The 12869-nt window shown below is 70.1% G+C and carries 13 protein-coding genes; 8 read left to right on the forward strand and 5 right to left on the reverse strand.

What is annotated here, in order from left to right; translation table 11 throughout:
* Positions 1–15 precede the first annotated feature (15 nt).
* The 3 genes from BN1193_RS14735 to BN1193_RS14745 all read left to right on the forward strand — a co-directional run bounded on the left by BN1193_RS14735 (position 16) and on the right by BN1193_RS14745 (position 2762).
* Positions 16–927 (forward strand): glycine betaine ABC transporter substrate-binding protein, encoded by a 912-nt coding sequence (locus BN1193_RS14735; protein ID WP_040167609.1) that lies wholly within the window; start codon positions 16–18, stop codon positions 925–927.
* A gap of 148 nt (positions 928–1075) precedes the next feature.
* Entirely contained in the window at positions 1076–1912 is an 837-nt protein-coding gene (locus tag BN1193_RS14740; protein WP_040167610.1) for a universal stress protein, read from the forward strand.
* Position 1913: 1 nt separating this feature from the next.
* A complete protein-coding gene (locus BN1193_RS14745; protein ID WP_040167611.1) occupies positions 1914–2762 on the forward strand; it encodes an MBL fold metallo-hydrolase in 849 nt (282 codons plus the stop codon).
* Between the two features lies 1 nt (position 2763).
* Here the strand turns inward: BN1193_RS14745 and helR are convergent, their stop codons facing one another.
* Positions 2764–4911, reverse strand: coding sequence for an RNA polymerase recycling motor ATPase HelR (gene helR, locus BN1193_RS14750; RefSeq protein ID WP_040167614.1), 2148 nt, complete (start codon positions 4909–4911; stop codon positions 2764–2766).
* A 188-nt stretch (positions 4912–5099) separates the two neighbouring features.
* Positions 5100–6008, reverse strand: a complete 909-nt coding sequence (locus BN1193_RS14755; protein ID WP_094770561.1) for an aminoglycoside phosphotransferase family protein — start codon at positions 6006–6008, stop codon at positions 5100–5102.
* Between the two features lie 157 nt (positions 6009–6165).
* Here BN1193_RS14755 and BN1193_RS14760 point away from each other — a divergent pair, with 157 nt between their 5' ends.
* From BN1193_RS14760 to BN1193_RS14770, 3 genes are all read left to right on the forward strand, one after another.
* A complete protein-coding gene (locus BN1193_RS14760) occupies positions 6166–7752 on the forward strand; it encodes an AMP-binding protein (protein WP_040167618.1) in 1587 nt (528 codons plus the stop codon).
* 39 nt (positions 7753–7791) lie between these two features.
* Positions 7792–8376 (forward strand): flavin reductase family protein, encoded by a 585-nt coding sequence (locus BN1193_RS14765; protein WP_052460834.1) that lies wholly within the window; start codon positions 7792–7794, stop codon positions 8374–8376.
* A 91-nt stretch (positions 8377–8467) separates the two neighbouring features.
* The gene (locus BN1193_RS14770) at positions 8468–9277 is read left to right on the forward strand and encodes a TSUP family transporter (RefSeq protein ID WP_040167619.1); all 810 of its coding nucleotides are present in this window, start codon (positions 8468–8470) and stop codon (positions 9275–9277) included.
* 80 nt (positions 9278–9357) lie between these two features.
* Here BN1193_RS14770 and BN1193_RS14775 read toward each other — a convergent pair whose 3' ends face one another.
* Both BN1193_RS14775 and BN1193_RS14780 read right to left on the reverse strand, forming a co-directional pair.
* The gene (locus BN1193_RS14775) at positions 9358–9534 is read right to left on the reverse strand and encodes an oxidoreductase (protein ID WP_326845056.1); all 177 of its coding nucleotides are present in this window, start codon (positions 9532–9534) and stop codon (positions 9358–9360) included.
* A gap of 9 nt (positions 9535–9543) precedes the next feature.
* Positions 9544–9975: a hypothetical protein gene (locus BN1193_RS14780; protein WP_230206518.1), complete on the reverse strand. Its 432-nt coding sequence runs from the start codon at positions 9973–9975 to the stop codon at positions 9544–9546.
* Positions 9976–10043: 68 nt separating this feature from the next.
* On the opposite strand from BN1193_RS14780, the gene BN1193_RS14785 reads away from it, so the two are divergent.
* Together BN1193_RS14785 and pdxY are read left to right on the forward strand one after the other, a co-directional pair.
* Positions 10044–10547: a MarR family winged helix-turn-helix transcriptional regulator gene (locus tag BN1193_RS14785; protein ID WP_052460835.1), complete on the forward strand. Its 504-nt coding sequence runs from the start codon at positions 10044–10046 to the stop codon at positions 10545–10547.
* 43 nt (positions 10548–10590) lie between these two features.
* The gene (pdxY, locus tag BN1193_RS14790) at positions 10591–11442 is read left to right on the forward strand and encodes a pyridoxal kinase PdxY (protein WP_040167624.1); all 852 of its coding nucleotides are present in this window, start codon (positions 10591–10593) and stop codon (positions 11440–11442) included.
* Positions 11443–11519: 77 nt separating this feature from the next.
* Here pdxY and BN1193_RS14795 read toward each other — a convergent pair whose 3' ends face one another.
* Positions 11520–12818: a serine hydrolase domain-containing protein gene (locus BN1193_RS14795; RefSeq protein WP_230206519.1), complete on the reverse strand. Its 1299-nt coding sequence runs from the start codon at positions 12816–12818 to the stop codon at positions 11520–11522.
* Positions 12819–12869 lie beyond the last annotated feature (51 nt).

Genomic DNA, 12869 nt, shown 5'->3' on the forward strand with positions numbered 1-12869 from the left:
AAAGGACGTACACACATGAAGCTTCGTCACCTCACCGCTCTCGCGGCCCTCGGCACCGCCGCGGCCCTCGCCCTCGCCGGATGCGCCGGCGGCGGCGCCGGCAAGGATTCCGACGGCGGCAACGCCTCGGGCGACAAGGGCACCATCACGATCGGCTACATGCCGTCGTGGACGGACGGCCTGTCCATGGCCAACCTCCTGCAGAACCAGCTGGAGAAGATCGGCTACGACGTCAAGATGCAGACCCTCACCGATGCCGGTCCGCTGTACGCGGGTGTCGCGCAGGGCGACATCGACGTCTTCGCGTCCGCGTGGCCCGACCTGACCCAGGCGAAGTACATGGAGAAGTACGACGGCAAGATCGAGGACCTGGGTACGTACAACGACAACGCGCGCCTCACGATCGCGGTGCCGGAGTACACCGACATCGACTCGATCGACCAGCTCGCCGCCAACGCCGACAAGTTCGACGGCAAGATCATCGGCATCGAGCCGGGCGCGGGGCTGACCAACCAGACCGAGACCGTGATGATGCCGGCGTACGGCCTCGAGGGCAAGTTCGAGCTGGTCACCTCCTCCACCGCTGCGATGCTCACCGAGCTGAAGAAGGCGACGGAGAAGAAGGAGGACATCGTCGTCACGCTGTGGCGTCCGTTCTGGGCGAACCAGGCGTTCCCGATCAAGGACCTGAAGGACCCGAAGGGCGCCATGGGCAAGCCGGAGGGCATGCACTTCCTCGGCGCCAAGGGCTTCACCGAGAAGTTCCCCGAGGCGGCCGACCTGATCGCCGGCATCAAGCTGGACGATGACCAGTACGGCTCGCTGGAAGACCTCGTCGTCAACAAGTTCGGCGAGGGCAAGGAGCCCGAGGCCATCAAGCAGTGGCTGAAGGACAACCCCAAGGCCTTCGCCACGCAGGTCGACTGACCGACACGAAACGGACGGGCCGCACCTGACGAGGTGCGGCCCGTCCGTTTCGTCGATGGATTTGTCCCGGTTCCCGACACTGGACGGCGACGCGTCCGCCGGGCATGCTCGGAGGGAGGCCCCCGCCTCATCCACCGAAAGGACCGCCATGAGCGCCCCCATCGTCATCGGCATGCTGGACTCCGACGCGGGTCGCCGCGCCCTCGCCTGGGGTGCCGCTCGCGCCATCTCCCACAAGCACCCGCTGCACCTGCTGACGATCGTCGGCGGCGCCACCGGGGCGGTCGGCGAAGGACCGGTCATCGAGGCGCTGACTGAAGCCGCCGAGACGTACCTGGCGCGCGAGGCGGCCGACCTCACGGAGATCGGCCTGACCGTGACCACCGAGGTGCGCCGTGGCGACCCGGTCCGCGAGCTCACCGCCGCGTCGAAGAACGCGTCCGTGGTCGTCCTCGGCAGCGACTACCGTCCGGGCACCGGCCGCCACCGCGGCATGCACGGCGTCCGCGTCGCCGCCGGCAGCTCCTGCCCGGTCGTCGTGATCCCGGAGGCTCCGGAGGCGGAGCGCGCCGGCGTCATCGTCGGCGTCGACGGCTCGCCGACCTCGGAGGCCGCCGTCCGGTTCGCCGCCGAGGAGGCCGCGCGCCTGAATGAGAAGCTCATCGCGATCGGCGTCTGGACCCCGCTGGAGTTCACCACCAGCCCGGTGATCATCACCAGCGAGTACCTGGACAGCATGCAGGAGCTCACTCAGGAGTCGGTCTCGCTCGCCGTCGCCGGGCTCCGCCAGGACCACCCGGGCCTGGACGTGGAGATCCGCGTCGAGAGCGGCTACCCGTCCGAGGTCCTGCTCGAGGCCGGACGCGGCGCCACCCTCACCGTGGTCGGCACGCACGGCCGCGGCGCGATCGCCCGCTTCCTCCTCGGCTCGATCAGCCACGAGGTGCTGACCGGACTCACCTCCCCGACCGCAGTCGTCCGCTGACATGACGACGATGCGCAGCTCCGATGGAGGCGGCGCATCGCGCTTCTCCGTCGCCCAGTGCGGTGCCTGCGGGGTCGAGACGGACACCCCGTCCGGCGTCTGTCCGATCTGCGCCGACGAGCGGCAGTACGTGCCCGCCGACACCGGGCAGGTGTGGACCCGTGTGGCGGACGCCCGCGGGGGCGCGATCACGCTGCGCGAACGGGAACCGGGGATCTGGGGTCTGGTCCCGGCCGGCGTCACCGGGATCGCTCAGGAGGCCAAGCTCATCGTCACGCCCGGTGGCAACGTGCTCGTCGACGTCCCCGCCTTCATCGACGACGCGACCGTCGCGGCCATCCGGGACCTCGGCGGCATCGCCGCGATCGTCCCGACGCACCCGCACATGTTCGGCGTGCAGTCGCTGTATGCCGACGCGTTCGAGGCGACCGTCTGGGTCGCTGAGGTGGACGCCGGGTGGCTGCAGCGGCGTCCGGCGCGGTTGCAGCTGTGGACCGCGGACGTCGAGATCGTCCCCGGCGTGCGCGCGACCCAGACCGGCGGACACTTTCCCGGCAGCGCCGTCGTCCACACGATCGGTGCCGACGGCGCGGGGGTCCTGCTCGCCGGGGACACGATCTTCGCGACGCCGGACGGCGGCGTCACGTTCCTCCGGTCCTTCCCGAACCGGATCCCGCTGTCCGCCGCCGTCGTGCGGCGGGTGGCCGCGCACGTCACCGACCGGTTCGCGTTCGAGCGGCTGTACAGCAACTTCCAGCTCCGCGTTCCGGAGCATGCGGACGCCGTGGTGCTGCGCTCGGCGGACCGCTACGCCCGGTGGGTCTCCGGTGAGTACGACCACCTCACCTGATTCAGGGCCCGAGGATCACGAGCTCGCGGGTGGCGCGGGTCATCGCGACGTAGCGGTCCACGGCGCCGGTCACACCGGACCCGAACGTCGCCGGGTTCACGACGATCACCAGGTCGAACTCGAGACCCTTCGCCAGCATCGGGGTGAGCGTGCGGACGCGCGGCGAGGTCGTACGCGGCTTCGCGCCGATGACCGCGGCGACCCCCTCCGGGTTCTCGGCGAGCCACCGCTCGAGGATCTCGTCCAGGCGCTCCGGCGCGCCCTGGCGCACCGGGACCCCGCCGGACCGGATCGAGACCGGCACGTTCGCGTCCGGGAGCGCCGCCCGGATCACCGGTTCGGCGACCGCCATGATCTCGGCCGGCGTGCGGTAGTTCACCGTGAGCTCCCGCTCGGTCAGACGCGTGATACCCACGCGCGCCAACCGCTCCGCCCACGTCTCGCGGAACCCGCGTCGCGCCTGCGCGCGGTCGCCGACGATCGTGAAGCTCCGTGACGGGCACCGTCGGATCAGCATCTGCCACTGCGCATCGGTGAGCTCCTGCGCCTCGTCCACCACGATGTGCGTGAAGGTTCCCGCCCGCGCGTCCTCTGACAGCTGCGGAGTGGCGTCCTCGTCCACGAGAGCGCTGCGCAGGTCATCGCCGCGCAGCATCGAGAACACGCCCTCGCCGTCGTCCATCTCGTTGGACTCCTGCAGCGCCTCGACCACGCGATCCATCACGTCCCGGTCAGCCGCGAGCGCCTCCGCCCGTGCGCGGGCCACGTCGGACACCCGCGGATCGCCGAGCCGGAGACGGACGGCGTCGAGCAACGGCAGGTCGCTCGTCGTCCACGCCGCCGGGGCCGGCCGGCGCAGGAGCGCGATGTCCGCGGTGGAGAGCCACGGCCCCACCCGTTCGAGCAGCCCGGATTCCGCATACAGACGGGAGACGAGCTCTGCGGCCTCCACAACCGGCCAGGCATCGTCGAGCGCCGCCCGGAAGTCCGGACTCGCCGTGAGCTCACGGTGGACGAGGATCCCCGGCAGGTCCTCGTCGGCGTACCTCCGCACCAGCAGCGCCACCAGGGTGTCGCGCACCTGATCGCGCGCCTCGTTGTGCGTCGCACCGAGCTCGACCGCGTCGAACGCGGCCTCCCAATCCGCCGGACGGATCACGACGTCCAACCACTCCGTCTCGACGTGGACGTCATCATCCGGCGCGTTCTCCAGCGTCCGGACCAACGGTTCGACCAGGCGCTGGAAGTCCGCACCGTCCTTGAGCGCGGCGACGCCCGGATCCGTCTCCTCCCCCGCCTCAGCACCCTCGGTGACCAGGTCCCGCAGAGTCACGGTCAGCACACCGTCCTCCCCGAGGCCGGGCAGCACGTCGTCCACGTAGGCCATGTACGGCTGGTGGGGGCCGACGAACAGCACCCCGTTCGTACGATCGCGCACGCGGGTGTCCGCGTAGAGCAGGTACGCGGTGCGGTGCAGGGCCACGACGGTCTTGCCCGTTCCGGGGCCGCCGTCCACCACGAGCGCCCCGGACGAATCGGATCGGATGATGGCGTCCTGATCCGTCGCGATCGTGCCGAGGACGTCCCGCATCCTCGACCCGCGCGCGTCGGCCAGCGTGGCCAGGAACGCCGAGTCGTCATCGAGCGCCATCCCGCTGCGTTCGCCGGTGAACGTCTCGTCCCAGTAGTCCACGACCTTCCCCCGACCCCAGCGATAGCGCCGCCGCGAGCGCAGCCCCATCGGATGAGCGGACGTGGCGGCGAAGAACGGTTCGGCCGCGGGCGCACGCCAGTCCACGAGCAGGCGCTCGCCGCGTTCATCGACGAGCCCGAGACGGCCGATGTACAGCGACTCGCCGCCATCGGCGGGCTCGATGCGACCGAGGCACAGATCCAGCCCGAAGCGACGCAGCACGCGCGCTTCGGAGCTCAGTCGACGCACCGCCTGGTCCCGCTCCACCGCCTCCTGCCCGGCGCGGGTGGCGGTGGCCAGGGCCACGGCGAGGCGGTGCTCGAGATCGGCGAGGCGAGCGGCGAGGGCGACACCGACGGCGGCGAGGCGGCGCTCGTCCGCGGCGATGAGGGTGGGATCGTCCTTGGCGGACAGGTGGGCGGGCAGGGCGAAGACGGTGGTGGATGCGAGGGGCATGAGTCATCTCCTGGGGGTGTGACGACGGCGAAAGGGTCCCATTCTGCGCCCCTACGGGGGCCTTGCCGCAAGCCCCCACCCCCGCGATATCCTGGAAGTGTCAGGACGCGCACGAGCGATGACACGGACGCGTCAGCGCAGTCGGATCCCGACGTCCGCAGCCACAGCCTCGACATGCCGGACACGCGTCAGCGCAACCGGATTCCCACCTCCGCAGCGACCGCCTCGACCATCCGCGTGAGCCGAGCCGTCCGCTCGGGCATGCTGTGCCGGTAGCCCGCGAGCGTGGACAGCCCCGGTCCCCCGAACGCCCACGCGCGCGCCCGCGCCCACGTCGCCTCATCCGCCCCGGCCGCGGACCGGAACACCTCCCGTGCGGGGGCGTCGAACATGCTCCACGCGTACTGCAGGTCGACCGACGGGTCGCCCACACCCACACCGCCGAAGTCGATGACCCCGGACAGCGCGCCGTCCGCGTCGACGAGGAGGTTCTCCACGGACAGATCGGTGTGCACGCAGGACGGCCCCGCCGACGCCGGAGGAACGCACCGCAGTCGCCGCCACGCCTCATGCACGCGCGCCGGGTCGAACACGTCGGCGAGTTCCGCGGCCGCCTCCGCCACCCACCGGTCGCTCTCCTCGGTGACCGGCTCCCCGCAGCGATATCCCCACTCGTCGGGGCCGGACGGCACGCCCGTCGCGTCAATCGCGTGCAGGCTCCGCAGGAACGCGCCGAGGGTCTCCGCGAGCCGGACCTGTTGCGCGGCATCCAGCTCCAGCGGCAGGTCGCCCGACACCCACGACACGATGGTCCACGGCCGGGGGAACGCCTCCGTCGGGCGCCCCTCGACCACGACCTCCGGAATCGTGGTCGGGAGGTGCGGTGCCAGAACCGGCAGCCACCGCACCTCATTTCGCAGGTCGGGAACGTATCGGTCCGATCGCGGCAGACGGACGGCCAGGTCCTCGCCGAGACGGAACACGACGTTGCTGCTGCCGGATGCGGCGAGCCCGCGCACCGGACGATCGGCGAGGTCGGGAGCCTGCCCATGCAGCAGACTCACCACGGTGTCCACTGTCGGGGCGGGTGAGGTCACTGACCCACCGTGTCATCGGGCCGTCGGAGAGCGCAACCGGCCGGTATTACCCCCAGATGGCGGTGCCCTCCTGACACGGCCTGGGATTCAGTGTCAGAATCCATGGCACCGGTAACGAGGCCGGAGCGGTCATCCCGCGAGCGATGATGGAGTACCCGTGTTCGAGAGCCCCTTTGCCGATGTCGAGATTCCCGACGTCAGCCTGTACGACTACCTCTTCTCCGACCTCAACGACGAGGACGCACAGCGCATCGCGTTCATCGATCCCGCCTCCGGTGCCGAGACGACCTATGCGGCCCTGTCCGCCCAGATTCTGGCGTTCGCCGGCGCACTCGCCGCCCGGGGCGTCACGACGGACACCGTGGTCGGCCTGCTCAGCCCGAACGTGCCCGCCTTCGCCACCGTCTTCCACGGCGCGCTGCGCGCCGGCGCGACGGTGACGACGATCAACGCGCTCTACACGGCCGATGAGATCGCCAAGCAGCTCGCTGACGCGCACGCCGAGTGGCTGATCACCGTGTCCGCGCTGCTGCCGCAGGCGCAGGCGGCCGCGGAGAAGCAGGGCATCCCCGCCGACCACCTGATCGTCCTGGACGGCGCGGACGGGCACCCGAACCTGCGGGAGCTGCTGACCGAAGGCTCTCCCGCCCCCGACGTGTCCTTCGATCCGACGACGCACCTCGCGGTGCTGCCCTATTCGTCCGGCACGACGGGCCTGCCGAAGGGCGTGATGCTCACGCACCGCAACCTCGTCGCGAACGTGGCGCAGGCGCGAGACCTGAACGACCTGAACGCCGATGACCGGGTCCTCGCGGTCCTGCCGTTCTTCCACATCTACGGCATGACCGTGCTGCTGAACCTCGCACTGCAGCGTCGCGCGAGTCTGGTTCCGATGGCGCGGTTCGACCTCGTCCAGTTCCTGGAGAACATCCAGAACTACGGCTGCACCTACGTCTTCATCGCCCCGCCGATCGCCGTGGCCCTGGCCAAGCACCCGATCGTGGACCAGTACGACATCTCCAGCGTCCGCACGGTGTTCTCCGGCGCCGCGCCCCTGGACGGCGACACCGCGCGGCTGGCCGGCACCCGGATCCGTGCGTCCGTCCGGCAGGGCTACGGCATGAGCGAGATGAGCCCGGTGTCGCACATGATCCCCTCCTCGGACGAAGTCACCCCGGTGTCCTCGATCGGCATGATGATGCCGAACATGACCGCGAAGCTCATCGACCTGGACACCGGCGCGGAGATCACCGAGTTCGGCGACGACGGATACACCGCACCGGGCGAGCTGTGGCTGCGCGGCCCGAACGTGATGTCCGGCTACCTCGGCCGGCCGGACGCGACCGCCGAGGCGCTGGATGAGGACGGCTACCTCCACACCGGCGACGTCGCGACCGCTCATCGCGACGGCTACTTCACGATCGTCGATCGCGCAAAGGAGCTGATCAAGTACAAGGGGTACCAGATCGCTCCCGCGGAGCTGGAGGCCCTGCTGCTGCAGCACCCGAAGGTGATGGATGCGGCCGTGATCGGCGTGCTGGACGAGGGTGGCGAGGAGATCCCGAAGGCGTTCATCGTCGCCGCCCCGGACTCGGGTCTGGAGGCCGAAGAGGTGCAGTCCTTCGTCGCCGAACGCGTCGCGCCGTACAAGAAGATCCGCCGCGTGGCATTCATCGACGCGGTGCCGAAGTCCTCCGCCGGCAAGATCCTGCGCAAGGACCTCCGCGCCCTCGACGACGCCTGATCGGGCCGGGCGCCTCTCGGACGGGGATACGGTCGAAGGATGGCACCCGATTTCCCCGAACAGCTGCACCCCGACGCCCCCCACGAAGATCCCGCCGTCACGGCCGAGCTCTTCAAGGCCGCCTTCCGCGGTCACCCGGGTGGCGTGGCTGTCATCACCGCGGACGCGGGCGACGGACCGGTCGCGCTGACCGCGACCTCCGTCGCGTCCGTGAACGCCGATCCGCCGTTGCTGATGTTCTCCGTCACCACGATGTCCTCCGCGACGAAGGTGATCGTCCAGGCCGACACCGTGGTCGTCCACCTGCTCGACGTCCTCGACCTCGACCTGGCGCAGACTGGGGCGACCAAGGGAATCGACCGGTTCGCCGACACCTCGGCGTGGACGCGCCTTTCCACCGGCGAGACCGTGTTCCACAACGTGCGCGCTTGGTTGCGGTGCAGCATCATCGACACCATCGACGCGGACGGTTCCACCGTCATCGCCGCACGCGTGCTGCAGGCCGGCATGAACCGCGATGTGACCGCCGGTGACACCACGGAGGCGCTCGCGTACGTGAACCGACGCTGGCACCGCCTCGGTCCCGCCTCCGAGATCGACGCCCCCACCACGCGCCCGTCCTGACCCGAGACACCCAGGCACGTCCGAGAAACCCCGCACTGCGCGAGGTCTCGGACACGCTTGGGTGTTTCGCGGGCGAGAGTAGGCTCGATGGGTGCTGGGTGCGGAGGAGCTGACGACGGGTCTGCTCATCCTCATCCTCGCCGCGGCGTTCCTCGCCGGCTGGGTGGACGCCGTCGTCGGCGGCGGCGGGCTGCTGCAGCTCCCGGCCCTGATGCTCATCCCGGGACTCGCGCCCGCCCAGATCCTCGCGACCAACAAGCTCGCGTCGATCTTCGGCACGACCACCAGCAGCATCACGTACTTCCGCCGGGCCCGGCCGGACCTGCGCACGGCGCTGCCGATGGCGTTCGTGGCGCTGTGCGGCTCATTCGGCGGGGCGTTCGTCGCGACGATCCTGCCCGCGTCCGCGTTCAAGCCGATCGTGATCGTGGCCCTCGTCGTGGTCGCGGTGCTCACTGCGGCGCGGCCGAAGATGGGCCGCGAAGCGGCGCTGCGATTCACCGGCAAGCGCCACCTGGGTCTGGCGATGGTGGTGGGGCTGGTCATCGGCTTCTACGACGGGATGATCGGGCCCGGCACCGGCACATTCCTCGTCATCGCTCTGGTCGGACTCGTCGGCTACGACTTCCTGCAGGCCTCCGCGAAGGCGAAGATCGTGAATTGGGCGACGAACTTCGGCGCCCTGCTGCTGTTCATCCCGCACGGCGCCGTGATCTGGCCGCTCGGCCTGGTCCTCGGTGTCGCCAACGTCGCCGGGTCCTACCTCGGCTCCCGGATGGCGATCGCCCGGGGCACGGGCTTCATCCGCGCCGCGTTCCTGGTGATCGTGGCCGCGCTGATCGTGAAGCTCGGCGTGGACGTCTGGAACGAGAACCTGGCCCCCCTGTTCGCCGCCACCTGATCCCGAGACACCCAGGCACGTCCGAGAAACCCCGCATTGCGCGGTGTTTCGGACGTGCCTGGGTGTCTCGCGGGAGGGGATTACTTCTGCAGGGAGAAGCCGCCGGTCCAGCCGATCTTCTCGGACGCGGCCAGGGTCAGCTGCAGGAAGCCGATCGCCTCGAGCTCGTGGGCACGGGTGAGCGCGCCGGCGTCCATCGCCGCCAGGCCACCGGCCTGAACCGCGCACAGCAGCGTCTGCTTTGCACCTGCAACCAAAGCGCCGGGTCAGGACGGACGCGGCGGGAACGGCCACTCGTCCTGCGTGTACGGTGCCGCAATGACCTGCACGTCGTCCTCGTACACGATGCGCCCCGGCGAGGTCGTGCGCAGCTGCACCCAGGCGACGTCGTGGCGGTCCAGCAGGTCGAGGTAGCCGCGCGTGAACGTGAGCAGCTCGCTCGCCGAGGCGCGGAACCACGCCCGAGCGCCGGGATTGCGCGTTGCGTCGTAACACCCGGGCTGGACGACCTCCGGGTCCGGATAGGCCGCATCCGCCCAGTCATTGGACGAGCGCCACCAGGCATGATCGGCGCCGTCCAGTCGACCGCTCCGCGCCAGTGCGTTCGCCAGGCCGAACACCCCGGGGAATCCGCCACGCCGGTTCGGCACGGCGGACTGGAATCGCACGAACTCCGGACGCATGTCATTCACCTGCACCCCGCGAGTCTGGCACGGAGCACCGACGCCCCAATGCTTGCAGGTGCAACGAACGATAGACTGGGGACATGAGCGCCGATCTGACCCAGCCCGAGCGGGTGGCGATCGCGCGCCTGCAGGCGCTGCTGGAACTGCTGCCGGCGGCGCTGGACAAGGAACTGTCGCCCGCCGGCGTCACCGCCTTCGAGTTCAGCCTGCTGGACGCTCTCGCCGAGGCCCCGGACCAGCGTCTGCGCCTCAGCGCGCTGGCGGCGAAGACGAACGCGACACTCCCACGCCTGTCCCGCGTGATGAACTCCCTGGAACGGAAGGGGTTCGCCACCCGGATGCCGTGCGAGGCGGACGGACGCGCCACCAACGCCGTCCTCACGGCCGCCGGCGCCACCCTGCTCCAGCGCGCCCGGCCGTTGCACACGGCCGCGGTCCGCAACCTGGTGCTGGGACGCCTGGACGCCGACGGCGTGCAGGACCTGGCCGACCTCTCGCTGCGCATCCTCGCCGCCCTCGACCCGGACGCGCGCCTTGAAGTGACCTCCGACGGAATCGTCTGCGCGGCCGACCCGACCGACTGACCCGACGGCACGCGCACCGCGCGCGAAGTGCGATCATGGACGGATGAAGATCCTCTCGATCCAGTCCGCGGTCGCCTACGGTCATGTCGGGAACTCCGCCGCCGTCTTCCCGCTGCAGCGGATCGGCGTGGAGGTCCTCCCCGTCCCGACGGTGAACTTCTCCAACCACACCGGCTACGGCGCCTGGCGCGGACCGCTGCTGGACCCGGAGGACGTGCGCGCGATCATCACCGGCATCGAGGAGCGCGGGGTGCTCGGCGAGATCGACGCCGTGCTGAGCGGGTACCAGGGTGGCGAGGGCATCGGCGAGGTCATCCTCGACGCCGTCGCCCGCGTGAAGGCCGCGAACCCGAACGCCGTGTACGCCTGTGACCCGGTGATGGGCAACGCGAAATCCGGCTGCTTCGTGGCCCCGGCCATCCCGGTGCTGCTGCGCGAGAAGGTGGTGCCGCAGGCGGACATCATCACCCCGAACCAGTTCGAGCTCGGCTTCCTGACGGACACCGAACCCGACACCCTGGAATCCACCCTGGCGTCCGTGGACAAGGCCCGCGCGCTCGGTCCGCGCACGGTGCTGGTCACCAGCGTCGAGCGTCCGGACCGCCCGGAGGGCACGATCGAGATGCTCGCCGCCGACGACACCGGAGCGTGGCTGGTCCAGACCCCCCACCTGCCGATGAAGGCCAACGGCTCCGGCGATGTCACCGCCGCACTGTTCACCGCTCACTACGTCGAAACCGGATCCGCCGCGACCGCGCTCAGCCGGACGGTCTCCAGCGTCTTCGATCTGCTGCAGAACACCCTGGATTCCGGCGCGCGCGAGCTGCAGCTGGTCGAGTCGCAGGAAGCTTACGCGCACCCGCGCGAGCAGTTCACCGTCACCCGGGTGCGCTGAGCGCAGCGGCAGCGCGAAGCCGTCACCGAGTCGAGTCTCACGTCACCGGCTCGCCGAGCCGATGACGCACCGGTTCGCTACTTCGCCGGGACGGGGCAGGTCGCAGCGCCGGCCAGAATTGTCGCGTACTGCTCCGCGGTGAAGGGCAGGCCGAACTCCGGTGCGGTCTTACCGCTGGCGGCCGGTGCTTTGGACGCGAGCGCCGCGATCTCCCAGGAGAGGAACTGCGCGGTCGCACGCGAGGCGCCTCCGCCGTTCAGCACCACGGCGACGGTGAGACCCGTCTTCGGCTCCGAATACGCCGCTGTGACGTACCCGGGCATCTGGCCCATCTGCCCGATCAGACCACCGACGATGAAGGAGCCACCACCTGCGGCGTACCAGCTCGTGTTCGGGTTGATCGGTGGCGCGTCCGCGAACCGCGAGTCCTTGCCGCCGGTGAGGGTCTCCGCGGCCATCGCCCGGGTGTACTTTCCCAGGTCCTCGATCGTGGACGTGGCCCCGGCATTGGTGTACCCCATGGAAGCCGACAGCTCGGTGACGTTCGTGGGTTCGGCGCAGTTGACCGCCCCGTCTGCACCCTTCACCAGAATCTGACCGGTCAGCGCCGGAGCGGGTGTGGGCTTGGCCGGCGCCGCCTCGGGCAGCGCGGTGTTCGACAGCCCGAGCGGCTGGAACACGTACTCCGAGAGGTATTCCTGCGCCGACATGCCGGACGCCTGCTCGAGAGCGAGGCCCAGCAGAAGATAACCGGTGCCGGCGTCGGAGAACTTCTCTCCCGGGGCGTTGGTGACCCCCGAACCGAGGCCGAAGCTGGCGAGCTCGCGCGGGCGCCACTGCCGATCCGGGGTGCGGAGGAAGTCCGCCGTGATCGCGGCGGGAAGTGGGGCGATGCCGGACGTACCGTCGCAGAGCATCTTCAGCGTGATGTCCTTGTCGTTCGGAACCCCGATGACGTATTTGGTGATCGGGTCGGACAGCTTGACGATGTTCTTCTCCGCCATCGCGTAGAGCGCATCGCACGTCATCTGGCGGGTGACCTCACCGACGCGGAAGGACATGTCGGTGGTGACCTTCGTGTCCGAACCGGTCGCGACGGTGCCGAGTCCGGACACCCACTGACCGCTCCACGGCACCCAGACGCCGACGATCGCACCGCTGGCGCCGTACCCCGTCATCGTCGTGGTGACGGCGTCCTTGATGGCCAGCACCGTGGAGTCGTCCAATTTTCCGTCTGCCATCGCCGGAACGTCGACGGCCGCGTTGGATGCGGAGGTGCAACCGGACAGGAGCAGAGCCGCCGAAGCCACGGCCACGATGGTCGCGGACAGGCGGCGGCGACCGCGTCGAGGCGCGCGCGAAGGCAGGTTGTTCACGAGGCGAGTCTACGGGGGGTGCCGGAGCGGGGCCGAGCATCGCCTGTGAAC

The organism is Microbacterium gorillae (assembly GCF_000826185.2).
Classification (GTDB): Bacteria; Actinomycetota; Actinomycetes; order Actinomycetales; family Microbacteriaceae; genus Microbacterium; species Microbacterium gorillae.